The 25,992-nt window shown below is 70.9% G+C and carries 22 protein-coding genes; 15 read left to right on the forward strand and 7 right to left on the reverse strand.

Annotation, left to right across the window (positions count from 1 at the left end):
- Positions 1–13: 13 nt before the first annotated feature.
- Positions 14–1,648 carry a malate synthase A gene (gene aceB / locus OG798_RS40850; RefSeq protein ID WP_267063235.1) on the reverse strand — a complete coding sequence of 545 codons (1,635 nt, stop codon included), beginning with the start codon at positions 1,646–1,648 and terminating at the stop codon, positions 14–16.
- 187 nt (positions 1,649–1,835) lie between these two features.
- Positions 1,836–2,435, reverse strand: a complete 600-nt coding sequence (locus tag OG798_RS40855; protein WP_097224314.1) for a nucleotidyltransferase family protein — start codon at positions 2,433–2,435, stop codon at positions 1,836–1,838.
- Positions 2,436–2,644: 209 nt separating this feature from the next.
- Here OG798_RS40855 and OG798_RS40860 point away from each other — a divergent pair, with 209 nt between their 5' ends.
- On the forward strand, positions 2,645–2,962 hold the full coding sequence (locus tag OG798_RS40860; RefSeq protein WP_054237073.1) for a DUF5955 family protein: 318 nt from the start codon (positions 2,645–2,647) through the stop codon (positions 2,960–2,962).
- A 63-nt stretch (positions 2,963–3,025) separates the two neighbouring features.
- On the opposite strand, the gene yczR is transcribed toward OG798_RS40860, so the two are convergent.
- Entirely contained in the window at positions 3,026–4,498 is a 1,473-nt protein-coding gene (gene yczR / locus OG798_RS40865; protein ID WP_413253603.1) for a MocR-like transcription factor YczR, read from the reverse strand.
- Positions 4,499–4,919: 421 nt separating this feature from the next.
- Complete coding sequence (locus tag OG798_RS40870) at positions 4,920–5,723, reverse strand: IclR family transcriptional regulator (protein ID WP_097224312.1); 804 nt, start codon at positions 5,721–5,723, stop codon at positions 4,920–4,922.
- A gap of 298 nt (positions 5,724–6,021) precedes the next feature.
- Between OG798_RS40870 and allB the strand changes: the two genes are divergently transcribed.
- Together allB and alc are read left to right on the forward strand one after the other, a co-directional pair.
- Positions 6,022–7,344, forward strand: coding sequence for an allantoinase AllB (gene allB / locus OG798_RS40875; protein ID WP_121418248.1), 1,323 nt, complete (start codon positions 6,022–6,024; stop codon positions 7,342–7,344).
- A 74-nt stretch (positions 7,345–7,418) separates the two neighbouring features.
- Complete coding sequence (gene alc, locus OG798_RS40880; RefSeq protein WP_121414572.1) at positions 7,419–8,534, forward strand: allantoicase; 1,116 nt, start codon at positions 7,419–7,421, stop codon at positions 8,532–8,534.
- Positions 8,535–8,570: 36 nt separating this feature from the next.
- On the opposite strand, the gene OG798_RS40885 is transcribed toward alc, so the two are convergent.
- A complete protein-coding gene (locus tag OG798_RS40885; protein WP_267063236.1) occupies positions 8,571–9,578 on the reverse strand; it encodes a magnesium transporter CorA family protein in 1,008 nt (335 codons plus the stop codon).
- Positions 9,579–9,776: 198 nt separating this feature from the next.
- On the opposite strand from OG798_RS40885, the gene OG798_RS40890 reads away from it, so the two are divergent.
- Together OG798_RS40890 and OG798_RS40895 are read left to right on the forward strand one after the other, a co-directional pair.
- Positions 9,777–10,169 carry a ribonuclease domain-containing protein gene (locus OG798_RS40890; RefSeq protein ID WP_095851804.1) on the forward strand — a complete coding sequence of 131 codons (393 nt, stop codon included), beginning with the start codon at positions 9,777–9,779 and terminating at the stop codon, positions 10,167–10,169.
- A gap of 245 nt (positions 10,170–10,414) precedes the next feature.
- Positions 10,415–11,644, forward strand: a complete 1,230-nt coding sequence (locus tag OG798_RS40895) for a sensor histidine kinase (protein WP_261690706.1) — start codon at positions 10,415–10,417, stop codon at positions 11,642–11,644.
- 260 nt (positions 11,645–11,904) lie between these two features.
- Here OG798_RS40895 and OG798_RS40900 read toward each other — a convergent pair whose 3' ends face one another.
- The gene (locus OG798_RS40900) at positions 11,905–12,933 is read right to left on the reverse strand and encodes an aldo/keto reductase (protein WP_267063238.1); all 1,029 of its coding nucleotides are present in this window, start codon (positions 12,931–12,933) and stop codon (positions 11,905–11,907) included.
- Between the two features lie 114 nt (positions 12,934–13,047).
- Here OG798_RS40900 and OG798_RS40905 point away from each other — a divergent pair, with 114 nt between their 5' ends.
- Positions 13,048–13,722 carry a response regulator gene (locus OG798_RS40905; protein WP_097224310.1) on the forward strand — a complete coding sequence of 225 codons (675 nt, stop codon included), beginning with the start codon at positions 13,048–13,050 and terminating at the stop codon, positions 13,720–13,722.
- Between the two features lie 42 nt (positions 13,723–13,764).
- Entirely contained in the window at positions 13,765–14,937 is a 1,173-nt protein-coding gene (locus OG798_RS40910; protein WP_095851800.1) for a cytochrome P450 family protein, read from the forward strand.
- A 75-nt stretch (positions 14,938–15,012) separates the two neighbouring features.
- Here the strand turns inward: OG798_RS40910 and OG798_RS40915 are convergent, their stop codons facing one another.
- On the reverse strand, positions 15,013–16,023 hold the full coding sequence (locus OG798_RS40915) for a Gfo/Idh/MocA family protein (protein ID WP_095851799.1): 1,011 nt from the start codon (positions 16,021–16,023) through the stop codon (positions 15,013–15,015).
- A 128-nt stretch (positions 16,024–16,151) separates the two neighbouring features.
- Here OG798_RS40915 and OG798_RS40920 point away from each other — a divergent pair, with 128 nt between their 5' ends.
- The 8 genes from OG798_RS40920 to OG798_RS40955 all read left to right on the forward strand — a co-directional run bounded on the left by OG798_RS40920 (position 16,152) and on the right by OG798_RS40955 (position 25,966).
- Complete coding sequence (locus OG798_RS40920; RefSeq protein ID WP_328760135.1) at positions 16,152–16,889, forward strand: GntR family transcriptional regulator; 738 nt, start codon at positions 16,152–16,154, stop codon at positions 16,887–16,889.
- Between the two features lie 149 nt (positions 16,890–17,038).
- Entirely contained in the window at positions 17,039–18,031 is a 993-nt protein-coding gene (locus tag OG798_RS40925; RefSeq protein ID WP_095851798.1) for a sugar ABC transporter substrate-binding protein, read from the forward strand.
- 140 nt (positions 18,032–18,171) lie between these two features.
- The gene (locus tag OG798_RS40930; RefSeq protein WP_095851797.1) at positions 18,172–19,176 is read left to right on the forward strand and encodes a sugar ABC transporter substrate-binding protein; all 1,005 of its coding nucleotides are present in this window, start codon (positions 18,172–18,174) and stop codon (positions 19,174–19,176) included.
- Positions 19,173–20,234, forward strand: coding sequence for an ABC transporter permease (locus OG798_RS40935; RefSeq protein WP_095851796.1), 1,062 nt, complete (start codon positions 19,173–19,175; stop codon positions 20,232–20,234). The genes OG798_RS40930 and OG798_RS40935 overlap by 4 nt, the downstream gene beginning before the upstream one ends.
- Positions 20,235–20,251: 17 nt before the next feature.
- Positions 20,252–21,076, forward strand: coding sequence for an ATP-binding cassette domain-containing protein (locus OG798_RS40940; protein ID WP_328760136.1), 825 nt, complete (start codon positions 20,252–20,254; stop codon positions 21,074–21,076).
- A gap of 201 nt (positions 21,077–21,277) precedes the next feature.
- A complete protein-coding gene (locus OG798_RS40945) occupies positions 21,278–22,423 on the forward strand; it encodes an ROK family glucokinase (protein WP_095851795.1) in 1,146 nt (381 codons plus the stop codon).
- On the forward strand, positions 22,420–23,001 hold the full coding sequence (locus OG798_RS40950; protein ID WP_095851794.1) for a sugar kinase: 582 nt from the start codon (positions 22,420–22,422) through the stop codon (positions 22,999–23,001). The genes OG798_RS40945 and OG798_RS40950 overlap by 4 nt, the downstream gene beginning before the upstream one ends.
- Positions 23,002–23,107: 106 nt before the next feature.
- Positions 23,108–25,966 carry a DEAD/DEAH box helicase gene (locus OG798_RS40955; protein ID WP_328760137.1) on the forward strand — a complete coding sequence of 953 codons (2,859 nt, stop codon included), beginning with the start codon at positions 23,108–23,110 and terminating at the stop codon, positions 25,964–25,966.
- Positions 25,967–25,992: the final 26 nt, after the last annotated feature.

Raw genomic sequence — 25,992 nt, forward strand, 5'->3', positions numbered from 1 at the left:
GCCGCCTCGGAGGTCAGCCCTTGAGCTGCTCGTACGCCGGCAGCGTCAGGAAGTCGGCGTAGTTCTCGTCGAGCGCGACCTCCAGGAGCAGGTCGTGGGCCTGCTGCCAGTGGCCGGCCGCGAAGGCCTCCTCGCCGATCTCGGTGCGGATGTTCGCCAGCTCCTCGGCGGCGACCTCGCGGGCCAGCTCCGGGGTGGCCTTCACGGTGTGCCCCGCGTGCTCGAACTCGACGCCCGCGTTGATCCACTGCCAGATCTGCGAGCGGGAGATCTCGGCGGTGGCCGCGTCCTCCATGAGGTTGAAGATGGCGACGGCGCCGAGCCCGCGCAGCCAAGCCTCGATGTAACGGATGCCGACCTGGACCGCGTTGACCAGACCGTCGTACGTCGGCCTGGCGTCGAGGGAGTCGACGGCGATCAGGTCCCCGGCGGCGACCGACACGTCCTCGCGCAGCCGGTCCTTCTGGTTCGGCTTCTCGCCGAGGACGGCGTCGAAGGAGGCCATCGCGATCGGGACCAGGTCCGGGTGGGCCACCCACGAGCCGTCGAAACCGTCGCCCGCCTCGCGGTCCTTGTCGGCCTTGACCTTCTCGAAGGCGACCTTGTTGACCTCTTCGTCGCGCCGGGAGGGGATGAACGCCGCCATGCCGCCGATCGCGTGCGCGCCGCGCTTGTGGCAGGTGCGGACGAGGAGTTCGGTGTAGGCGCGCATGAACGGGGCCGTCATCGTCACCGCGTTGCGGTCCGGCAGCACGAACTTCTGGCCGCCGTCACGGAAGTTCTTGACGATGGAGAAGAGGTAGTCCCAGCGACCCGCGTTCAACCCGGAGGCGTGGTCGCGGAGTTCGTAGAGGATCTCCTCCATCTCGTACGCCGCCGTGATCGTCTCGATCAGGACGGTCGCGCGGACGGTGCCCTGCGGGATGCCGACGTAGTCCTGCGCGAAGACGAAGACGTCGTTCCAGAGGCGGGCCTCCAGGTGCGACTCCGTCTTCGGGAGGTAGAAGTACGGGCCCTTGCCGAGGTCGAGCAGGCGCTGCGCGTTGTGGAAGAAGTACAGGCCGAAGTCGACGAGCGCGCCGGGGACGGGGGTGCCGTCCTCGTCGACGAGGTGACGCTCGTTCAGGTGCCAGCCGCGTGGCCGCATGACGACCGTCGCGAGCTCGTCGTTCGCCTTCAGGGCGTACGACTTCCCGGACTTCGGGTCGGTGAAGTCGATGCTGCGGGTGTACGCGTCGATCAGGTTGAGCTGACCGGTGACCACGTTCTCCCAGGTGGGCGCCGAGGCGTCCTCGAAGTCCGCGAGCCACACCTTCGCGCCCGAGTTGAGGGCGTTGATCGTCATCTTGCGGTCGGTGGGGCCGGTGATCTCGACACGGCGGTCGTTCAGGGCGGCCGGAGCGGGGGCCACCTTCCAGGAGTCGTCCGCGCGGACGGCGGCGGTCTGGGGGAGGAAGTCGAGCGTGGAGGTGCGGGCGATCTCGGCGCGGCGCTCCGCGCGGCGGGCGAGGAGCTCGTCACGCCGGGGCGTGAACAACCGGTGCAGCTCGGCCACGAAGGCGAGGGCCGCGTCGGTGAGGACCTCTTCCTGCCGGGGCAGGGGCTCGGCGTCGACGATGGCCAGCGGGGACGGCGCTGGTGCGGACATGAGCTGTCACTTCCTTCAGCGAGCGTGGCACCGGGTGCCAGGCGACCCGGGTAGGGCGATCAGCGCCTGGAGAGCAGCCCGGCGCTTCTGAACAGTGGATAGTAGTTTCCTCATGGTGGAAGTTCAATGGTTTGTTGATGTCGAGATTCTCCAGGTCGAGGCACCGTGGCGCTCAGTGCCACGCCGTTCACTCAAGGTGTCCCAGATCGTCCTCCGTGTCGATGTCGTACGGCTCCGCCACGTCACCGCACTCGACGAGCGTGATCGCGGCCTCGTGCTCCTTCAGGTAGGCGCGCGCCCCCCGGTCACCGGTGGCGCTCGCCGCGACACCGGCCCAGTGGGCGGCGCCGAAGAGGACGGGATGGCCGCGCACACCGTCGTACGCCGCGGAAACGAGCGAGGTGTCGTCCTGGTAGGCGGCGAGCACCCGGGCGACCGCCCGCGGCCCGATGCCGGGCTGGTCGACCAGCGAGACCAGTGCCGCCCGCGCGCCCGTGCCGGTGAGCGAGTCGAGCCCGGCCCGTAGCGACGAACCCATGCCGTGCTCCCACTCCGGGTTGTCCACGAGCACACACCCGTCGAGCCGCGCCCGCTCCCGTACGGCGTCGGCCCGCGCCCCCAGCACCACGTGGACGCGCGTGCACCCGGCCGCGCGCAACACCCCCACCGCGTACTCCACGAGGGGGCGCCCCCGGTGTTCGAGCAGCGCCTTGGGTCGCCCGCCGAGCCGTCGCCCCCCGCCCGCCGCGAGGAGCAGCCCGGCCACCTGGTCTTCTGTGTGCGTCATACGCCGTCTTCCCTGTGCGTCATACCTCCTGCATACCTGACCCGCCGCCGAGGGCACGGTCTCGCGGGGCTGAATTTCGGTCCGCGCGGTGGCGCCACCGCATCGGGTGGCGTTTACTGGCCCGCGTCCCCCGGCGCCCGACCATCGCCATGGGGTGTGGGACAGACCGGCGAAGGGCGTGCGCACAAGGACGTGCGAGGGGGCGAGCTGTGTTGCGGAGCTTGGGGCAGAGGCCAGTGACCGGCAGCGACGAGGATCCGAGGGTGGCGGAACTGCGGACCGCCGTCTCCCGGCTGCGCCGTGAACTCGCCACGCATCCGGCCGAGTTCCCCGACCGGGGCATCGCCGAGGACGAGCTGGCCGCGCTTGCCGCGATGGCCCTCAGCGGTATGCCCGAGATACCCCGGCTGCGCCGCTCCCTGCTGCTGATCGCGGGCGCGATCGGCTCGGTCAGCGCGCTGTCGACCGGCCTCGCGGGCGTACGCAGCGCGGTGGAGCTGTTCGGGGAGCCGCCCCGGCGCCCTTGAGGGGGCCGGAGCCTTTCTACGGGGTGTGTCTCCATTCTCCGGGGTGTGTCTCCGGAGTGCTCCTCACACCACCCACTGCGGGCGGGCCGCCTCCGCTCCGGCCGCGTTGAGCCCACTGTGCAGGGCCGTCGTGAGCCGGAGCACGGCCTCCTCGAGCACCTCGGACGGCAGGGTGTAGGGGAAACGCAGCCGGTGTTCATGGGTGCCAGGGTCGGCGCCGAAGCGGGCACCGCCTTCGATGCGCAGGCCCTGGGCCAGGGCCGCTCGGGCCAGCGACGAGGCGATCGGGCGGCCCAGGTCGATCCACAGCGTCAGCCCGCCGGGCGGCAACTGCCAGCGCCAGTCGGGGAGATGACGGGCCAGTGAGTCGGCGAGCGCGCCCCGCTGGGCGCGCAGTCGCGGCAGCCGCTCGCGCAGCACCTCGTCCGTGCGCGCCAGCAGTCCGAGCCCGACCAACTGGTCCAGGACCGAACCACTCTTGTCCGTGGGCACCCGTGCGGTCGCCAGCTCCGTGATCAGGCGGGAACCCGCCCGCACCCAGCCGAGGCGCAGCCCGCCCCAGTGCGTCTTGCTCAACGACCCCACGGTCACGACCTGTTCACTCATCCCGCGCGGCGCGAGCGAGGCGAACGGCGGGGCTGCGGGCACATCCAGCGCGATGTCCGTCATCGTCTCGTCGATCACCAGCCAGGTGCCGGTCGCGCGCGCCGACTCCAGTACGGCCAGGCGCTGTTCAGGCGGCATCAGATGGCCCGTCGGATTGTGGAAGTCGGGGATCAGATACGCGAGCCGGGGCGCCGCCTGCCGCAGTGCGCAGTCGATCAGCCCCGGGTCCCAGCCCTCCGCCGTGACGGGAACGGGAGCGGTACGCAGTCCGACGCGGCGCATCGCGTCGAGCGCGTTCGGATACGAGGGGTTCTCGACCAGGATCCGGTCGCCGGGCCGTCCGAGCAGCCCGAGCGTCAGCGAGAGGGCCTGCTGCGCCCCGTTCGTGATGAGGATCTGGTCCGGCAGCGTCGGCAGCCCGCGCCGGGTGAAGCGCTCGGCGACGGCGGCCCTCAACTCCGGGATCCCGTAGGGGTGAAAGCCGGGTGTCGAGGCCCGCCGGGCCAGCAGGACGCCCGCCTCCGCGAACGCCGCGGCGAGCTCCGCCTCGGGCGCGCCGGGCGCCGCGATGGCCAGGTCGATCACCCCGTCCTCGGTCGGGAAGGAGGCCACATTGGCCGGGCGGTGGCCGTCGGGCAGCTCCGTCCAAGTCCCCGCGCCCCGCCGGCTCCGCGCGAACCCGTCCTCCCGCAGCAGGTCGTACGCCGCCGTCACAGTGGTGCGGCTGACCGTGAGCGCGGAGGCCAGCTCGCGCTCGGCGGGCAGCCGGACGTGCAGCGCGATCCGGCCGTCGAGGAGCAGCCTGCGTACACCTTCGGCCAGCGCGCGATACCCGGGGCGGCCGTCGACCTGGGGCACGGCGGACAGCAGCGCGGCGAGCTGCCGGCTTCCCAGCGTCCTGTCCATTCCGTGGACCACCGGTCCGTTCACGGTGCCAACTCCCTCGCATTGGCCCTGTGGGGCAGGCCAATCAGCGTACAGACTTCGGTGACCAGGGGAAATCGTCCCACTGCATTGGCCTGGGAAGGGGAGTGGAGCGATGTCGATCGACACCGGAGACGTCTGCGAGAAGCGGATCATGTGCGGCAACGGAGGCGACCACTGCCTCACCGATCGTGCGGAGCGGGAGATGCAGCGGCGCCAGGAGGCGCGGATGCCGGGGGTGCCGGTGCGGGAGTGGGTGAGCAGGCTGGCCGCGGGGCGCTTCGCCGCCCGTATCGGTGGGGGCTCGGGCTGCCGCGGCCACGCCGGGGTGCGTCCTGATGGACCGCCGGACCCCGACAGCGCCTGGGCCGCCCGCTGCCCGGCCCTGACGGTGCCCGCCCCGGACAGGACCCCGGGGGTGCTCCGGTCAGGCTGCCGGGCCCGAGCTCGCCAGCGCCTCCGACAGCTCCGCCGCGACCTGCTGGAGCACGGGCACGATCTTCTCCGTGGCCACGTCCGTGACCCGGCCCGCGGGACCGGAGATCGAGATGGCGGCGGCCGTGGGGGAGTCGGGGACCGAGACGGCGAGGCAGCGCACGCCGATCTCCTGCTCGTTGTCGTCCACCGCGTAACCGAGCCTGCGCACCTCCTCCAGCGCGGCGAGGAAGCCGTCCGGGGTGGTGATCGTCTTGTCCGTCGCGGCGGGCATGCCGGTACGGGCGAGCAGTGCGCGCACCTCGTCCGCCGGGGTGTTCGCGAGCAGGGCCTTGCCCACGCCCGTGGAGTGCGGCAGCACCCGGCGCCCCACCTCGGTGAACATGCGCATCGAGTGCTTGGAGGGCACCTGGGCCACGTACACGATCTCGTCCCCGTCGAGCAGCGCCATGTTCGCCGTCTCGCCGGTCTCCTCGACCAGACGGGCGAGATAGGGGCGCGCCCAGGTGCCGAGCAGTCGGGAGGCGGACTCGCCCAGGCGGATCAGGCGGGGGCCGAGCGCGTAGCGGCGGTTCGACTGCTGACGTACGTAACCGCAGGCCACGAGCGTGCGCATGAGGCGGTGGATGGTGGGCAGCGGCAGCCCGCTGCTCACGGAGAGCTCGCTCAGGCCGACCTCTCCGCCGGCGTCGGCCATGCGCTCGAGCAGGTCGAAGGCGCGCTCGAGGGACTGGACACCACCGCTCGGGGCGGATGACTTGGCGGCGTCGGTGGTGCTGGCGCTGGACGCAGGCACGGCGCGGTCCTTTCACGGCTGACAGGCAGTGATGCAGCCTACCCGGCTGTTGGTTGACTCCTTGGGGGTCCGTAGCTAAGTTCTGCTTTGTGGAAGTCTAATTCCATTCTGTGGAAATATCCAGAGGGGTGCGTTCGGGGGCAGGGTGGAGGGGTGAGCCCTTGACGACGCGAGGGCTTGAGTGAAGACTCCTTCAACAGAACGTTGAATTCCGTTACGTGGAAGTTAACTGCGGCAGCGGGAGTCGACAGCGGCAGAGAGAGGGGTCCGGGTGTCCGACGTCGGATGGGTCGAACTGATGCTGCGCTCGACGCGCGTCATCACTCCCGAAGGGACGCGTGCCGCCACGGTCGCGGTCGCCGCGGGCAAGATCACGGCCGTGCTCGCGTACGACGCCGAGGTGCCGCCCGGCGCCCGCCTGGAGGACTTCGGGGACGACGTCCTCCTGCCGGGTCTGGTCGACACCCACGTGCATGTCAACGACCCCGGCCGCACGGAGTGGGAGGGCTTCTGGACCGCGACGCGCGCCGCCGCGGCCGGCGGCATCACCACCCTGGTCGACATGCCGCTCAACTCCCTCCCGCCGACGACCACGGTCGACCACCTCCGTACGAAGCAGGACGTCGCCCGCTCCAAGGCGCACATCGACGTCGGCTTCTGGGGCGGTGCCCTCCCCGACAACGTCAAGCACCTGCGCCCGCTGCACGACGCGGGAGTCTTCGGCTTCAAGGCCTTCCTGTCGCCGTCCGGCGTGGACGAGTTCCCCGAACTGGACCAGGAACAACTGGTCCGGTCCCTGGCCGAGATCGCCGCGTTCGACGGCCTGCTCATCGTGCACGCCGAGGACCCGCACCACCTCGCCGCCGCCCCTCAGAAGGGCGGCCGGAAGTACGCCGACTTCCTGGCCTCGCGCCCGCGCGACGCCGAGGACACCGCCATCGGCAACCTCATCGCGCAGGCCGAACGCCTCCACGCGCGTGTGCACGTGCTGCACCTGTCGTCCTCCGACGCGCTGCCCCTGATCGCCGACGCCAAGCGTGCGGGCGTGCGGATCACGGTGGAGACCTGCCCCCACTACCTGACCCTGACGGCGGAGGAAGTCCCGGACGGGGCGAGCGAGTTCAAGTGCTGCCCGCCCATCCGCGAGGCCGCCAACCAGGACCTGCTGTGGCAGGCGCTGGCCGACGGCACGATCGACTGCGTCGTCACCGACCACTCGCCGTCCACGGCCGACCTGAAGACGGACGACTTCGCGACCGCCTGGGGCGGTATCTCCGGGCTCCAGCTGAGCCTGTCGGCGGTCTGGACGGAGGCCCGCAAGCGCGGTCACAGCCTGGAGGACGTGGTCAGCTGGATGTCCACGCGCACCGCCCGACTGGTCGGCCTGGACTCCCGCAAGGGAGCCATCGCGGTGGGCCGTGACGCCGACTTCGCCGTCCTCGCCCCCGACGAGACCTTCACCGTGGATCCCGCCGCGCTGCAGCACCGCAACCGGGTCACGGCCTACGCCGGCCGCACGCTCAGCGGGGTCGTGAAGTCCACCTGGCTGCGAGGCGAGCGCATCGTGGCCGACGGCGCGTTCGGCGCCCCCGGCGGCGAACTCCTGACGCGCACCCCATAGTCCTCGAACGCACCCGAACCCGCACCCGTACCCGCCCCCGTAGCGGCCGACCTCGAAAGGCAGACCTGATCAACGTGACGGCGATTCCTCACTTCACCGGCGACGCGAACCCCTACGGAGGCGGCGACCCGTACGCGGACCACCGCACCGCCGACTTCCCCTTCACCCAGTACGCCAACCTCGCCGACCGGCAGCTCGGCGCCGGGGTCATCGCCGCCAACGACGAGTTCTTCGCCCAGCGCGAGAACCTCCTGCTGCCCGGGCGGGCCGAGTTCGACCCCGAGCACTTCGGGCACAAGGGCAAGGTCATGGACGGCTGGGAGACGCGGCGCCGCCGCGGCGCCTCGGCCGAGCACCCGTGGCCGACGGCCGAGGACCACGACTGGGCGCTCGTCCGGCTCGGCGCACCCGGTGTCGTACGCGGCGTGGTGGTCGACACGGCCCACTTCCGGGGCAACTACCCCCAGGCGGTGTCGGTCGAGGGCACCTCGGTGCCCGGCTCCCCGTCACCGGAGGAACTCCTCGCGGACGACGTGAAGTGGACGACGCTCGTGCCGCGCACGGCGGTCGGCGGCCACGCCGCCAACGGCTTCGCCGTCTCTGTCGAGCAGCGTTTCACCCACCTCCGCGTCAACCAGCACCCCGACGGCGGCATCGCCCGGCTGCGCGCCTACGGCGAGGTCGTGGCCGACCCGGAGTGGCTCTCCGCGCTCGGCACCTTCGACGTTCTCGCCCTGGAGAACGGCGGCCGGGTCGAGGACGCCTCCAACCTCTTCTACTCGCCCGCCACGAACACCATCCAGCCGGGACGCTCCCGCAAGATGGACGACGGCTGGGAGACCCGCCGCCGCCGCGACCAGGGCAACGACTGGATCCGCTACCAGTTGGTCGCCCAGTCCGAGATCCGCGCCCTGGAGATCGACACGGCGTACTTGAAGGGCAACAGCGCCGGCTGGGCGTCGGTGTCGGTGAAGGACGGCGACGACGGCGACTGGACGGAGATCCTCCCCCGTACCCGCCTCCAGCCCGACACCAACCACCGCTTCGTCCTCGCCGCGCCCGTGATCGGGACCCACGCGCGCGTGGACATCTTCCCCGACGGAGGCATCTCCCGCCTGCGTCTGTTCGGCTCCCTCACGGAGGAGGGCGCCACGGCCCTGACGGCCAGGCACCAGGAGCTCGGCGGCTGAGGCCGCGCCACCACGCGGGGCTCCGGCGGGCTGCGATCAGGACTGGTCGTCGGCGGCGTCGCGGGTACGGCTGTCGCGCAGCTGCCGCCAGTGCGTGCGGTACAGCACGTAGTACAGGGCGACCACCACGGCACCCACCTGCAGACCCACACCGAACTCCAGGAAGGAGTCCTCGCTCATCAGCCGGTTGGTGAGGTAGGCGAAGTTCATGCCGAAGAAGCCGGACAGGAACGACAGCGGCAAGAAGACCATCGAGACGATCGTGAGTCTGTTGATCACGACGTTCTGCTGATCGGCGACGAGAGACGCGTAGCTGGTCGCGGCCCGCCGGGCCGCGTCCCGCAGCGCCTCGATCTCCACGAGGACCAGCTGCACGGTGTGCTCGTGCAGCCTGTTCATCGCCAGCCGCTCCTCCGAGAGGTGGTGACCCGCCATCCTGCGGCGCACCAGGATCTCCTGGGCGACCGCGGCGTACGGCAGGAACGCGCGATGCAGATGGGCCGCGCGCCGTCGCAGCTGGGCCAGCCGTTGGACATGCTCCGTCTGCCGCCGCTCGAACATCGCCTCCTCCAGGTCCTCGACCTCCAGATGGGCCTGCGTGACGGCCCGGCGAAAGGTCTCCAGGACCCCTTGCAGAAACAGGAACAGCGTCGTCACCACGTCGGGGGGCAGGTCCTGCGGCAACTGGTCGAGGAAGGCCTCGATCAGTTCGACGGGCCCGTGATGCACCGTGATGAAGCGGCGCTGGTCGGCAAGGACATGGATATGGGCGACCTCGTTTCCGCAGACCACCGGAACGACGCCGATGGCAGTCCCGTCGTGGTACTCGGCACGGACGCGCTCGTCCGCTCTGCCGAGCCACTCGCCGGCCGCGTCGTCCAGTCCGAGCCGACGGGTGAGCGGCTCCTCGTCGGGCGGGGGTTCGACCCCCAGGTCGATGTCCACGATCACGAAGCCGGAGGTCGCCGTGAGGCGCTCCCGGGCCTGTGCAAGACCGGTGCGAGCGACGACACCCTCCGGCATCGACACCACCGAAACGATCATCGCCCCTCACCGTGGATGGCGTCGTGTGCGCACTGCACCGTCCCTCGGCACACTACCGCCGAAGGCCCCGCGAGCAGCTGACCGCGCACGGCGTCGTGTCGGGCTTCGTTAACTCCCGGAAAATTCATCGGACTTGACGGGAGAAATCCTCTGCCTTGACATTGACATGTCAGGGTCTACGCGCGTCATCCTAGAGTCATGAGATTCCCCCCACGAATCACTCGTATCGGCGCCCTGGTCGCCTTCATGTCCGCGCTGCTCATCGGCGGCACCACCGTGGTCCCCGCCAACGCGGCGGCCACCGCCGTGGGCAGCATCTGCTACAGCAAGCTGCCGTCGCAGGCGTACGACACGCTGGACCTGATCGCGTCCGGCGGTCCCTTCCCGTACTCGCAGGACGGGGCCGTCTTCCAGAACCGGGAGGGTGTCCTGCCCTCCCAGTCCACCGGGTACTACCACGAGTACACCGTCATCACGCCGGGCTCCTCGACGCGTGGCGCCAAGCGCATCGTGACCGGCAAGAAGACGCAGGAGGACTACTACACCTCGGACCACTACGTCACGTTCAAGCTGATCAACTTCGGCTGCTGAGTCGAGGGCTGCGCGTCCGGCTGGTCTGATCGCTTCATCTGCTTCAACCGGTTCAACTGGTTTGACTGCTTTGTGGAAGATCCTCGCCCCGCGGTTCCCCCCACGTTCATGGGCCGCGGGGCGAGGTACGTCCGGACGAAAGTATGCGGCGCCGCTACTTTGGTCGACGATCGCCGCCGCGGGGGAGTGCCCGCGGGGCGGGCCTCGTAGATTTGTCGACCGTGAGTGGTGACAATCCGGTGCCTATGGCACCCGTTCTGCCCGGGCGGCGCTGGCTGCTGCCGTCGGCCGTGGTCGCGGAGCTCGACCCCGAGCGGACGGGACGGGGTGGACGGCCCCGGCGTACCGCGCGTGACTGGATGGTCGACTTCGGCTGCTTCGTGCTGGCCGTCGTCATCGGGGCGATGGCCGCGCACACGCTGACCCGCGACCCGGACACCCCGTACGCCCTCGCCGTCGTCGACCAGTGGATCGGCGGACTCGCCTGCCTCGCCGTCTGGTCGCGCCGCCGGTGGCCGCTGGGGCTGGCCGTGGCGATGATCCCCGTCGGACTGCTCTCGACCACCTCGGGCGGCGCAGGTCTGGTCGCCCTCTTCACGCTCGCCGTGCACCGGCCCCTCAAGTACGTGGGCTGGGTCGCCGGTCTCCAGCTCGCCCTGCTTCCGGTCTACTTCTGGCTGCGCCCCGATCCCGATCTGTCCTACGCCGCCGCCATCGCCGTCACCGCGCTGCTGACCCTGGCGGTCGTCGGCTGGGGCATGTTCGTACGGTCCAAGCGGCAGCTCATGCTGAGTCTGCGGGACCGGGCACGGCGGGCCGAGACGGAGGCCGCGCTGCGGGCCGAGCAGGCGCAGCGGCTGGCGCGCGAGGCGATCGCGCGCGAGATGCACGATGTGCTCGCGCACCGGCTGACGTTGTTGAGCGTGCACGCGGGAGCGTTGGAGTTCCGTCCGGACGCGCCTCGCGAGGAGGTCGCGCGGGCCGCCGGGGTGATCCGGGAGAGCGCGCACGAGGCCCTGCAGGATCTGCGGGAGATCATCGGGGTGCTGCGGGCGGGTGACTCCGACGACGCGGGGCGGCCGCAGCCGACGCTCGGCGCGTTGGACGCGCTGGTCTCCGAGTCGCGTGAGGCGGGGATGAAGGTGGCCCTCGATCTGCGGGTCGCCGATGCCGCGGCTGTGCCCGCCTCTGTCGGGCGGACCGTGTATCGCATCGCCCAGGAAGGGCTGACGAACGCTCGTAAACATGCTCCGGGGGCCGAGGTCACGGTGGACGTCTCGGGGGCCCCGGGTGACGGTGTGAGTGTGTCCGTGCGTAACCCTGCTCCTCCGGGGGAGGTGCCGCATGTGCCGGGTTCGGGGCAGGGGCTGATCGGGCTGACCGAGCGGGCCACTCTGGCCGGGGGGCGTCTGGAGCACGGGTCCGACGGGGGTGGGGGCTTCTTGGTGCGGGCGTGGCTGCCGTGGGGTGGGTGAGCGTGGGGGTGCGCCTGCGGTTGCGTGGGTGAGCGTGGGGTGCGCCCGCGGTCGTGGGGTGCCCCGCGGGCGGGGGGTGCGCCCGCGGTCGTGGGTGGGTCGGGGCCGTGGCGGTGCGTCGAGCCCGTCGCCGCTGGATCAGACGTGGGCCGGGCAAGGGAGCCGCTGCTCGATCCGGGCGTAAGCGACGGGCTTGCGACGCACCGCCACGGCCCCTTGCGTTGCACCGCGGCTGCGGGTCGGGGGGGTCTGCGGGTGTGTCAGGGCTTGCGGGGGATTACTCGGTGGCCTGCGGTGCCGTATACCCAGCTCGCTGTTTCCTCGATGAAGTCTGTCGGGAAGCCTGTGCGGAAGGCGGTGGCCTCCTCCAGGCTGGTCAGTATGTGGTCGGGGAGGGTGAGTTCGCGTGCGCCCAGGTTGTCGGTGAGCTGGGTGACGTGGCGGGCGCCGATGATGGGGTGGACGGTGGGGGAGTGGGCCATGGTCCAGGCGATGGCCACCTGGGCCGGGGAGGCGCCGAGTTCGTCGGCCGCCGACTGGACCGCTTCGGCCACCGTCCGTTCGAGTTCGCCGATCGCCTCGGGGGAGAGGCGGGTCGCCGTGCCGGGGGCCACGCCGCCCGGACGTGTGTACTTGCCCGACAGGACGCCGTTGTGGAGCGGGCTCCACGCGGCCACCGACATGCCGAGGGTCTCCGCCATGGGGAGGAGCTCGCGCTCCGCGTCGCGGCTGAGCAGGCTGTAGGGCACCTGGAGCGCGGCGAAGGGGGACCAACCCCGCCACTCGGCAAGGGTGTTGGCCCGCGAGACCACCCAGGCGGGCGCGTCCGAGATACCCACGTACAGGACCTTGCCGGACCGTACGGCGTCGTCCAGGGCGCGCATGGTCTCCTCGACCGGTGTGTTCCGGTCCCAGATGTGCACCCAGTAGACGTCGATGTAGTCCGTGTCGAGGCGCCGCAGGCTCGTCTCCAGGGAGAGGGCGAGGTTCTTGCGGTGGTTCCCGGCGGCGTTCGGGTCGGTGCCGTCACGGGAGACGGTGTACTTGGTGGAGAGGACGAAACGGTCGCGTCGGCCTCTGAGTAACTCCCCCACGATCTCCTCGCTGGCGCCGCCGCGGTAGTTGACGGCCGTGTCCACCACGTTGCCGCCCGCCTCCGCGTACGTGTCGAGGATCCGCGCGCACTCCTCCTTCGGCGCTCCCACCCCGCCCTGCTCCCCGAACGTCATGGCACCGAGGAACAGCTCCGAGACGCGCAGGCCGGTCCTGCCCAAGAGCCGATAGCGCACTGAACTCCTCACTCCTGGGAGAGACCCCGTCGAGACTGTCCTGGCGGCCGACGGTAGTCGTTCGCCGCGGTCGAAGCGTGGGTAATGCCCCGGCGGGCACCTACGGTAGGCACCATGAATGCGATCCGGCTGCTTCTCGTCGACGACGATCCGCTGGTCAGGGCCGGCCTGTCCTTCATGATGGGCGGCGCCGACGACATCGAGATCGTCGGCGAGGCCGCGGACGGCGGCGAGGTCGAGGCGCTCGTCGACCGCACCCGCCCGGACGTCGTCCTGATGGACATCCGGATGCCGGTGATCGACGGACTCACGGCCACCGAACGGCTGCGGGGGCGCGAGGACGCGCCGCAGGTCGTGGTCCTCACCACCTTTCACGCCGACGACCAGGTGCTGCGGGCGCTGCGCGCGGGTGCCGCCGGGTTCGTCCTCAAGGACACGCCGCCCGTGCAGATCCTCGACGCGGTACGCCGGGTCGCGGCCGGTGATCCCGTGCTCTCGCCCGCCGTCACCCGCCAGTTGATGGAGCACGCGGCCGGTGGGGCGCCGGGCGGGCGGCGTACCGGCGCCCGGGACCGGATGGGCACGCTCAACGACCGTGAACGCGAGGTCGCCGTGGCCGTCGGCCGGGGCTCCTCCAACGCCGAGATCGCGGCCGAGCTGTACATGAGCGTCGCCACCGTCAAGACCCATGTCTCACGGATCCTCGCCAAGCTCGCCCTCAACAACCGTGTGCAGATCGCCCTGTTGACGTACGACGCGGGACTTCTGGAGGGAGACGACGGGCACTGAGCGTGGGGCCCGCACGTTGGAAGGACAACGGGAGGGGGGACCGTGATCGATCTGGGGGAGTACGGCGCGGGGTTCACGAGGGACCCGTATCCGGTGTACGCGGCGCTGCGCGAGCGCGGCCCCGTCCACTGGGTGCGGACACCGCAGCCGGGTGCGTACGAGGGCTGGCTCGTCGTCGGGTACGAGGAGGCGCGGGCCGCTCTCGCCGACCCGAGGCTCTCCAAGGACACGAGGAGAGGGGGGTGGAGTTCACTCGAAGAAGAGCTGATGGGCCGGTATGTGCTGATCGCCGACCCCCCGGAGCACACCCGGCTGCGCTCCCTCGTCACGGGCGCGTTCACCATGCGGCGGGTGGAGGCGCTGCGCCCGCGCGTCCAGCAGATCACCGACGAACTGCTGGACGAGATGCTGCCGAAGGGGCGCGCCGACCTCGTCGACTCGTTCGCCTATCCGCTGCCGATCACCGTCATCTGCGAGTTGCTCGGCGTCCCGGACATCGACCGGGTGGCGTTCCGCGCGATGTCGAACGAGATCGTGACGCCGACCGACGGGGATTCCGAGGTGGCCGCCGTCCGGCAGCTGGCCGCCTATCTCGATGAGCTGATCGAGGACAAGCGGTGCACGGCACCCGGCGACGACCTGCTCAGCGACCTCATCCGCACCCGGGCCGAGGACGGCGACCGGCTCTCCCGTGACGAGTTGCGCGGGATGGCGTTCATCCTGCTGGTCGCGGGCCACGAGACCACGGTCAACTTGATCACGAACGGTGTGCACGCCCTGCTCACCCATCCCGACCAGCTCGCCGCGCTGCGGGCCGACATGACGCTCCTCGACGGCGCGGTGGAGGAGGTGCTGCGCTTCGAGGGACCGGTCGAGACGGCGACGTACCGCTATGCGGCGGAGCCGTTGGAGATCGGTGGCAGGGCCGTCGCGGCGGGTGACCCGGTGATGATCGGGCTCGACGCCGCGAACCGTGACACGGCGCGCTGCCCGGATCCGGACCGCTTCGACATCCGCCGCGCCCCGCAGGGCCATCTCTCCTTCGGGCACGGCATCCACTACTGCCTGGGTGCGCCGCTGGCCCGTCTCGAAGCCCGGGTCGCGCTGCGCTCCCTGCTGGAGAGATGCCCGGATCTCGCGCCGGCCGGGCCCCCTGGTGACTGGCTCTCCGGCATGCTGATGCGCGGTCTGCGCAGCCTGCCGGTGCGCTGGTGAGTGGTGGTGTGTGGAGATGAGTGGAGGGGAGACGGTGGTGCGGCCTCGGGTGGGGAGCGGCGCCGACGTGTTCGCTCAGTCGCGTCTGCCGGGGATCTCCGCCAGATACACCGGGCGTCTCTCCAGCCGCGACAGCTCGCAGGCCTCGGCGATGCGCAGTGCGTGCAGGGCCTCCTGCCCGTCGCAGGGGTTGGCGCGTTCGCCGCGCACGACGTCGACGAAGGCGGCGAGCTCGGCCTCGTAGGCAGGGCCGAAGCGCTCCAGGAAACCGGTCCACGGCTTGTCGGCGGCCGGCGGTCCGGCCGGTTCGGTGGAGGCGATCGGCGTACGGTCGTCCAGGCCGACGCCGATCTGGTCCAGCTCGCCGGCCAGCTCCATGCGTACGTCGTAGCCCGCGCCGTTCAGCCGGGTCGCGGTCGCCGTGGCGAGCGTGCCGTCGTCCAGGGTGAGGACGGCGGCGGCCGTGTCGATGTCATGCGCCTCACGGAACATCGAGGGCCCGGCGTCGGAACCCATCGCGTACACCTCGACGACCTCGCGGCCGGTGATCCAGCGCAGCATGTCGAAGTCATGGACGAGGCAGTCGCGGTACATGCCGCCGGAGATCGGGAGGTACGCGGCCGGGGGCGGCGACTGGTCGGAGGTCATCGCGCGGATCGTGTGCAGCCGTCCGAGCCGCCCCGAGCGCACCGCCTCGCGCGCGGTCGCGTAGCCCGTGTCGAAGCGGCGCTGGAAACCCAGCTGCAGGACCGTGCCGGCCGCGTCGACCTCGGCGAGCGCGGACAGCGTGCCGGGCAGATCGACGGCGATGGGCTTCTCGCAGAACACCGGGAGCCCCATGCGCGCCGCCCTACCGATCAGTTCGCCGTGCGCCGAGGTGGCCGCCGTGATCACCACGGCGTCCACACCCCACGTGAAGATCTCGTCCACGCTGGGGGCCGCCGTGGCGCCCAACCGGTCCGCGACCATATGTGCCCTCACCGAGTCCGCATCCGTGACGATGAGGGAGCCGACCTCGCGGTGGCGGTTGAGAACGGTCGCGTGAAATGTGCCGATACGACCCGTTCCGATCAATCCGATGCGCATGGGAACAAAGTGAGGGCCTACCAGGCACGCTGTCAATGCTTTGTCCGGACAATCGAACTACACAACTTCCCGTCAACATCTCCCGGAGCTACGCTCGGCCCGTGCCGAAACCAGTAGAGGATCCGACCGTGTCGCTCCAGCTCAGCGTCGACCGCAGCAGTCCGGTCCCGCTGTACTTCCAGTTGTCCCAACAGCTGGAGGCGGCGATCGAGCACGGGACCCTGACCCCGGGCAGCCTTCTCGGCAACGAGATCGAGCTCGCGGGGCGCCTCGGGCTGTCCCGTCCCACGGTCCGCCAGGCCATCCAGTCCCTCGTCGACAAGGGTCTGCTGGTGCGCCGCCGCGGTGTCGGCACCCAGGTCGTGCACAGCCAGGTCAAGCGGCCCCTGGAGCTCAGCAGTCTGTACGACGACCTGGAGGCGGCCGGGCAGCGTCCCGCGACCCGGGTGCTCGTCAACACCCTCGTACCGGCGTCCGCCGAGGTCGCGGCCGCTCTGGGCGTGGCCGAGGGCAGCGAAGTGCACCGGGTGGAGCGGCTGCGGCTCGCCCACGGGGAGCCGATGGCGTACCTCTGCAACTATCTGCCCCCGGAGCTGCTGGAGCTGGACAGCGAGCAGATGGAGGCCACCGGTCTGTACCGGCTGATGCGGGCCGCGGGCATCACGCTGCACAGCGCCCGCCAGTCCGTCGGCGCCCGCGCGGCCACCGCGGAGGAGGGGGAGCGGCTCGGTGAGCCCGAGGGGGCACCGCTGCTCACCATGCAGCGCACCACCTTCGACGACACCGGACGCGCGGTGGAGTTCGGCAGCCACATGTACCGTGCCTCGCGCTACTCCTTCGAATTCCAGCTCCTCGTACGGCCGTGAAGCCGTGGTGAAGGGGTGGTGAATCGGCTTCGGCGAGGCCGAATTTGAATCGTAAGAATGTTCTAAAAAGTCCATTGACTGGTGTGCGGTCGCAAAGCTAGAACTCCCCTCAGCCGCAAAGGTGCGGCGGAAAAGAGGGTGTTCCGACCATGCGTACAGCCCGAACGGCAGCGGCGGTGATCGCCGTGATCGCGCTCGCGGCCGGCTGCAGCAACTCCGGTGGCAAGGACTCCGAGAACAAGGCGAGCGCCGGCGGGAGCGGCGGCAAGGCCGCGAGTACGCCCCGTCTGAAGATCGCGATGGTGACGCACTCCGGCGAGGGCGACACCTTCTGGGACATCGTGCAGAGCGGTGCCAAGCAGGCGGCGAGCAAGGACAACGTCGACTTCCTGTACTCGAACGACAAGGAAGCGGGCGGGCAGGCCCAGCTCGTTCAGGCCGCCATCGACAAGAAGGTCGACGGCATCGTCGTCACCCTGGCCAAGCCCGATGCCATGAAGGACGTCCTCGCCAAGGCCGAGCAGGCGGGCATCCCGGTCGTCACGATCAACTCCGGTGCCGAGTTCTCCAAGCAGTTCGGGGCGCTCGCGCACTTCGGCCAGGACGAGTCGGTCGCCGGTGAGGCCGTCGGCGAGGAGCTGAACAACCGGGGCCTGAAGAAGGCCGTCTGCGTCATCCACGAGCAGGGCAACGTCTCGCTGGAGCAGCGCTGCGCGGGCGTGAAGAAGACGTTCAAGGGCACGGTCGAGAACCTCAACGTCGACGGCACCAACGCCCCCGCCACCCAGTCCTCCGTCGAGGCGAAGCTCCAGGCGACCAAGGGCATCGACGCCGTCGTCACCCTGGGCGCCCCGATCGCCGCCGTCGCGGTGAAGGCCAAGGCCGACGCGGGCAGCAAGGCGGAGATAGACACCTTCGACCTGAACGCCGAGGTGGTCAAGCGCCTCCAGGCCAAGGAGGTCGGCTTCGCGGTCGACCAGCAGCCCTACCTCCAGGGCTACGAGGCCATTGACATGCTGTGGCTCTACAAGACCAACGGCGACATCCTCGGCGGCGGCAAGACGGTCCTGACCGGCCCGGCCATCATCACCGAGAAGGACGCCTCGACCCTCGAGAAGTACACCGCGCGCGGGACCCGCTGATGGGGTGCACGATCCCAGTGTTCGATACTTGGGCGTTTGGGGCCGACGAGATGTCGGCCCCCGGGGCCTGCGGAACGGCCCGCCGGGCCGCTTCGCGGGCCCCGGCGCACCAAAGAACACAGCAAGAAGGGCACGGCCTCGTGGCACGGACTCGGACCTGGGTAAGCATCGCGCTCGCAGGGGCGCTGGGGGTGTCCCTCGCGGGATGCAGCAGCACCGGCGGGAAGCGGGCCGAGGATGCCCGTAAGGCGGCGGCGGCCCAGGGCAGGGCCGCGGTGAACACGCCCAAGTGGACCTTCGCGATGATCACCCATTCGGGCGATGGCGACACGTTCTGGGACATCGTGCAGAACGGCGCCAAGCAGGCCGCGGTCAAGGACAACATCAACTTCCTGTACTCGCACAACGCCGAGGCGCAGCAGCAGGCGCAGCTCGTCGACGCCGCCGTGGACAAGCAGGTCGACGGCATCATCGTCACGCTGGCCAAGCCGGACGCGATGAAGGCCGCCGTCGCACGCGCCGAGAAGGCCGGCATTCCCGTGATCACGGTGAACTCCGGCTCCGAGCAGTCCAAGGCATTCGGCGCGCTCGCCCACATCGGGCAGGACGAGACGATCGCCGGCGAGGCGGTCGGCGAGGAGCTGAACAAGCGGGGCCGCAAGAAGGCCCTGTGCATCCTGCACGAGCAGGGCAACGTCGGCCACGAGCAGCGCTGCGCGGGTGTGAAGAACACCTTCCACGGCACCGTGCAGAACCTCTACGTCCAGGGCACCAGCATGCCGGACGTGCAGTCCTCCATCGGCGCCAAGCTGCAGGCCGACAAGTCCATCGACACGGTCGTCACGCTCGGCGCCCCGTACGCGGACACCGCCGTGAAGGCGAAGGCCGACGCGGGCAGCAAGGCCGAGATCGACACCTTCGACCTGAACGCGAAGGTGGCCGCGGAGCTCAAGGACGGCACCCTCGGCTTCGCGGTCGACCAGCAGCCCTACCTCCAGGGGTACGAGGCCGTGGACCTGCTGTGGCTCTACAAGTACAACGCCGATGTCCTCGGCGGCGGCAAGCCGGTCCTCACCGGCCCGCAGATCATCACCAAGGATCAGGCCGCCGCGCTCGAGGAGTACACCAAGCGGGGGACCCGATGAGCGCCACTGCGCCTGCACCCGCGCCGTCGCCCGACACCAAGGTCGACGAGCGCCTCCTGAAGACCTCGCCCCTGCGCAGACTCATGGGCCGGCCCGAGCTCGGCTCCGTGGTCGGCGCGATCGCGGTCTTCCTCTTCTTCGCGATCTTCGCCGACAGCTTCGTACGGGCCGCGAGCCTCAGCACGGTGCTGTACGCCTCCTCGACGATCGGCATCATGGCCGTACCGGTCGCGCTGCTGATGATCGGCGGCGAGTTCGACCTCTCCGCGGGCGTCATGGTGACCAGCTCCGCGCTGATCTCCTCGATGTTCAGCTACCAGATGACCGCGAACGTCTGGGTCGGCGTCCTCGTCTCGCTGGTCGTCACGCTGGCGATCGGCGTCTTCAACGGCGTCATGCTGACCCGCACGGACCCGCCGAGCTTCATCATCACGCTCGGCACCTTCCTGATGCTGACCGGCATGAACCTCGGCTTCACCAAGCTGATCAGCGGCACGGTGTCCACGAAGTCGATCTCCGACATGCAGGGCTTCTCCTCGGCCAGGGACGTCTTCGCCTCGACGTTCACCATCGGCGGCGTCGACTTCAAGATCACCATCCTGTGGTGGCTGGCCCTGGTCGTCGTCGCCACCTGGATCCTGCTGCGCACCCGCTTCGGCAACTGGATCTACGCCGTCGGCGGAGGTGAGGACGCGGCCCGCGCGGTCGGCGTCCCGGTCAACAAGACGAAGATCGGCCTCTACATGGGTGTCGCCTTCGGCGCCTGGATCTCCGGACAGCACCTGCTGTTCTCGTTCGACGTCGTGCAGTCCGGCGAGGGCGTCGGCAACGAGCTGATCTACATCATCGCGGCCGTCATCGGCGGCTGTCTGATCACCGGCGGCTACGGCTCCGCGGTCGGCGCGGCGGTCGGCGCGCTGATCTTCGGCATGGTGAGCAAGGGCATTGTGTTCGCCGAGTGGAACCCGGACTGGTTCAAGTTCTTCCTGGGAGTGATGCTGCTCCTGGCGACCCTGCTCAACCACTGGGTCCGCAAGCGCGCGGAGGCGACGGCATGACGACGGACGGCGACGGCATGACGACGGACGCGGGAAAGACGACCGGCGCGGCCGCCGCGGAACGCACGGCACTCGTCGAACTCGACGACGTCAGCAAGTACTACGGCAACATCCGCGCCCTCGAAGGCGTCTCGCTGGTGGTGCACGCGGGGGAGATCTCGTGCGTGCTCGGCGACAACGGCGCGGGCAAGTCCACACTGATCAAGATCATCGCGGGCCTGCACCAGCACGACGCGGGCACCCTGAGCATCGAGGGCGAGGAGACCCGGCTCACCTCCCCGCGCGAGGCCCTGGACCGGGGCATCGCCACCGTCTACCAGGACCTCGCCGTGGTCCCGCTGATGCCGGTGTGGCGGAACTTCTTCCTCGGCTCCGAGCTGTCGAGGGGCACGGGCCCCTTCAAGCGCATGGACGTCGACCGCATGCGCAGGACCACCCACGCGGAGCTGCTGCGCATGGGCATCGACCTGCGTGACGTCGACCAGCCCATCGGCACCCTCTCCGGCGGTGAGCGCCAGTGCGTGGCGATCGCCCGCGCCGTCCACTTCGGGGCCAAGGTCCTCGTCCTCGACGAGCCCACCGCCGCGCTCGGTGTGAAGCAGTCCGGCGTGGTCCTCAAATACGTGGCCGCCGCGCGGGACGCCGGCCTCGGCGTGGTTCTCATCACGCACAACCCGCACCACGCGTACCTGGTGGGCGACCGTTTCGTCCTCCTGAAGCGCGGCGCCATGTTCGGCAGTCACACCCGTGAGGAGATCACCCTCGACGAGCTGACCCGCCAGATGGCGGGCGGCAGCGAGCTGGACGACCTCCGCCACGAGCTTGAGCGGAGCGCCTCTTAAGGAGCGCCCCTCAAGCGCCCTTAAGGAGCGCCTCTCAAGGGGCGCCTCTCAAGGGGCGCGGGGAACTGTGCGACCAGCCACATACGGCCCGCGGTTCACATAAGGCCCAAGGCTCTCCGAGGCGCTCCGGCGGGGCGCCCCGGAGAGCTCGGGGGGACTCCGCCATGCGCCCCCCGGGCGTGGTGAGGCAGAATCGGCCCGATGAGCACCTACCGCGACCTCGCACACCGCGGCTCCGCGCGGGCCACTGTCCTGCGGACCGTAGGGACGCGTGAACGCCGTTCCCACCTGACGGCACCCCGCGTCCCCACCGTCGGTATCGACATCGGCGGCACGAAGGTGATGGCGGGCGTCGTCGACGCCGACGGCAACATCCTGGAGAAGCTCCGCGCCGAGACGCCGGACAAGTCCAAGAGCCCCAAGGTCGTCGAGGACACCATCGTGGAGCTGGTCCTGGACCTCTCGGACCGGCACGACGTGCACGCCGTGGGCATCGGTGCGGCCGGCTGGGTCGACGCCGAGCGCAACCGCATCCTCTTCGCTCCCCACCTGTCCTGGCGCAACGAGCCCCTGCGCGACCGTCTCGCCGGCCGGCTCGCCGTTCCCGTCCTGGTGGACAACGACGCCAACACCGCCGCCTGGGCGGAGTGGCGGTTCGGCGCGGGCCGTGGCGAGGACAACCTCGTCATGATCACGCTCGGCACCGGCATCGGCGGCGCGCTGCTGGAGGACGGTCAGGTCAAGCGCGGCAAGTTCGGCGTCGCGGGCGAGTTCGGCCATATGCAGGTGGTCCCCGGCGGCCATCGCTGCGCGTGCGGCAACCGCGGCTGCTGGGAGCAGTACAGCTCGGGCAACGCGCTGGTCCGCGAGGCCCGCGAACTCGCCGCCGCGGACTCCCCGGTCGCGTACGGGATCATCGAGCACGTCAAGGGCAACATCGGCGACATCACCGGCCCGATGATCACCGAGCTCGCCCGCGAGGGCGACGCCATGTGCATCGAGCTGCTCCAGGACATCGGCCAGTGGCTCGGCGTCGGCATCGCCAACCTGGCGGCGGCCCTCGACCCCTCCTGCTTCGTCATCGGCGGCGGCGTCAGCGCGGCCGACGACCTCCTCATCGGCCCCGCGCGCGACGCCTTCCGCCGCCACTTGACCGGCCGCGGCTACCGCCCCGAGGCCCGGATCGCCCGCGCCCAGCTCGGCCCCGAGGCCGGCATGGTCGGCGCCGCCGACCTCGCCCGCCTCGTCGCCCGCCGCTTCCGCCGCGCCAAGCGCCGCCGTGTGGAGCGCTACGAGCGGTACGAGCGCTACTCCGAGTCCCGCCGTACGACCCAGGGGTCGCTGTGACGGCCTCGCTGCCGCGCCAGGCCTCACCTCCGGACGAGCCCCGGCGCCCGCCGGAGGACCCGCGCCACAAGTTCCGCCGCCGTGCCCTGACGCTGCTGATCATCGTGCTGCTCATCGGCGTCCCGGCCGGCTACCTGGTGATCTCCGCCAACCAGAGCCGCGACAGCGGCAAGCAGAAGGAGGAGAAGTACTCGGCGACCGGCCTCACCGTGGGCTGGCCCTCGCGCGTCCAGCGCCGCCTCTACCAGGTGCCCATCCCGTTGAACAGCGTCTCCGTCGCCTACTACGAGACGAACAACTGGAAGACCAGCCGTCTCTACGTGCAGTTCGCCACCAACGGCGCGGGGCTGGAGGAGTTCCTCGCGGAGATCGGCACCAGCAGGGACACACTGCGCAAGAACAACATCGCCATCGGCACCCGCGACCAGAAGGTCGTCAGCTGGGACTTCACGGGCCCCGGCTCGTGGTGGGGCCTCGTCCACGAACAGAAGGACCCGGCGCCCACCCAGGACATCGTCGTGAACTGGCCCAAGCCCGGGCACGCCATCGTCTACGTCGTCTCCCGCACGATCCCCTGAGCCGCCCCGGCCCCGCGCCGGGGCCACCGTCGGGACCGATTGTCAGAGCCCGCCCGTAGAGTCGAAGACAACTGATTCGACCGAGGGGCGGGAGGTGACCGGACGTATGGGCGACGAGGCCGTGAAGACCGATACGGCTGTGCCGGTGCGGCTTGCCGCCGTCTTCCTGCCCGCACCCGTGCCCCGCCAGGGGCGCGTCGCCTTCTGGGACCCGGACGGCGGGCCGCTGCCCGCCGCCGACGGCGCCGGGAGCGTGTCGCCCGCCGAGAACACACCGTCCGCCGAGCCGACCGAGCTGACGGTGGTACGACCGCATGGCTCGGGAGCCCGCCGCGGCACCGTCCCCGCGCTGACCCTGCCGATCGCCGAGGCCCTCCCGCTGCTCGCCGGGGCCCGCCACGACCGCGCCGCGCATCCGGCCACGACCTGCTGGGGCGCGGCCGCGCTGCACGCGCTGCGGCTCGTCGCGCGGGGCCGGCTGCTGCCCGGGCTCACCCCCGAGGGCCACGACGCCTGGCGCGCGGGCCCACTGGACCCGGACGACATCGCCCACCTGCGCGCCGTGGCCGCCGCTCTTCCCCACGAAGGGCATGCCGTCCCGCTCCCCGGCAAGGGCCCCCTCCGGCTGCCCGACCCGGAAGCGCTGATGCGCTCCTTCCTGGACGCGGTCGCCGACACCCTGCCGCGCACCCCCGCCGCTCCCCACACCTCAGGGAAACCCTTCGCGGCCGGAGAGCCGCAGCGGCTGCCCGGAGCCCACGACTGGGCCGCCGAGGTCGCCGCGGGCATGGACGCGGGCGTACGGATCTCGCTCCGCCTGGACCTGTCGGCGTACCAGCTCTTCGACGACGGCGAGGGCGCGCTCCGCGCGGGCGCCGCCGTCGTCCAGGTGCACAGCCTCGCCGACCCGACCCTCGTCGTCGACGCCGCGGCCCTGTGGGCGGGCGACGCCGACACGGCCTTCGGCCCCCGCGCGCGCGTGGACGCGGCGCTCGCCGTGCGCCGCGCCGCCCGCGTCTGGCCGCCCCTGGACCGTCTGTCCGAACAGGACGTGCCCGACGTCCTCGCACTCTCCGAAGAGGAGCTCTCCGACCTGCTCGGCATCGTCGCGACCCGCCTCGGCGCGGCCGGCGTCGCCGTCCACTGGCCCCGCGACCTCGCCCACGACCTCAGTGCCGCCGCGGTGGTGCGCCCCGCGCCCGGCTCGGCCACGGACGGCACCGGATTCTTCGAGAGCGAGGAACTGCTCCAGTTCCGCTGGCAGCTGGCCCTCGGCGGCGACCCGCTCACCGAGGCCGAGATGGACGCCCTCGCCGAGGCCCACCGCCCCGTCGTCCGGCTGCGCGACCAGTGGGTCCTCGTCGACCCCGCCCTCGTCCGCAAGGCCCGCAAGCGGGAGCTGGGCCTGCTCGACCCGGTCGACGCCCTGTCCGTGGCGCTCACCGGCACCGCGGAGGTCGACGGCGAGACGGTCGAGGCGGTGCCGGTCGGCGCCCTCGCCACGCTGCGCGACCGTCTGACGGCCGGCATCACCCCCGTGGAGCCGCCCCCGGGGCTCCAGGCCCGGCTGCGGGACTACCAGCTGCGGGGCCTCGCCTGGCTCGACCTCATGACCTCGCTCGGCCTCGGCGGCTGCCTCGCCGACGACATGGGCCTCGGCAAGACCATCACCGTCATCGCCCTGCACCTGCGCCGGGACCGCGGCGAACCCACCCTGGTCGTCTGCCCGGCCTCGCTCATGGGCAACTGGCAGCGGGAGATCACCCGCTTCGCGCCCGGCGTCCCCGTCCGCCGCTTCCACGGCCCCGACCGCACCCTGGAGGACCTCGACGGCGGTTTCGTCCTCACCACCTACGGCACGATGCGCTCGGCCGCGCCCCGGCTCGCCCAGCAGACGTGGGGCATGGTCGTCGCGGACGAGGCCCAGCACGTCAAGAACCCCTACTCGGCGACGGCGAAGGCCCTACGGACGATCCCGTCCCCCGCGCGCGTGGCCCTCACCGGCACCCCCGTGGAGAACAACCTCTCCGAGCTGTGGGCCCTGCTGGACTGGACGACGCCCGGCCTGCTCGGACCCCTCAAGTCCTTCCGCGCCCGCCACGCGCGCGCCGTGGAGAACGGCGAGGACGAGGAGGCGATCGCCCGCCTGGCCCGGCTGATCCGCCCCTTCCTGCTCCGTCGCAAGAAGTCCGACCCCGGGATCGTCCCCGAGCTCCCGCCCAAGACGGAGACGGACCACCCGGTCCCCCTGACCCGCGAACAGGCCTCCCTCTACGAGGCCGTGGTCCGCGAGTCGATGCTTGCCATCGAGACGACCGAGGGCATCGCGCGCCGGGGCCTGGTCCTGAAGCTCCTCACCTCCCTCAAGCAGATCTGCAACCACCCGGCGCTGTTCCTGAAGGAGGACGCCCGGGCGGCCACCCTCGGACCCTCCGCCCGTTCCGGCAAGCTCGCCCTGCTCGACGAGCTGCTGGACACCCTGCTCGCCGAGGACGGCTCGGCGCTGGTCTTCACCCAGTACGTGGGGATGGCCCGACTGATCACCGCCCACCTGGCCGAGCGCGCCGTCCCGGTGGAGCTCCTGCACGGCGGCACCCCGGTCGCCGAACGCGAGCACATGGTGGACCGCTTCCAGAGCGGGGCCACCCCGATCCTGGTGCTGTCCCTCAAGGCCGCGGGCACCGGCCTGAACCTCACCCGGGCGGGCCACGTCGTCCACTTCGACCGCTGGTGGAACCCGGCCGTCGAGGAACAGGCCACCGACCGCGCCTACCGCATCGGCCAGACCCAGCCCGTCCAGGTCCACCGCCTCATCACCGAGGGCACGGTCGAGGACCGCATCGCCGAGATGCTCGAAGCGAAGCGGGCGCTCGCCGATGCCATCCTGGGCTCCGGGGAGGCGTCTCTGACCGAACTGACCGACCGCGAGCTGTCGGACCTGGTGTCACTGCGGAGGTCGTCGTGAGCGGTGCCGAGGAGGAGACACGGCCC

This window comes from Streptomyces sp. NBC_00271 (assembly GCF_036178845.1).
Lineage (GTDB): Bacteria > Actinomycetota > Actinomycetes > Streptomycetales > Streptomycetaceae > Streptomyces.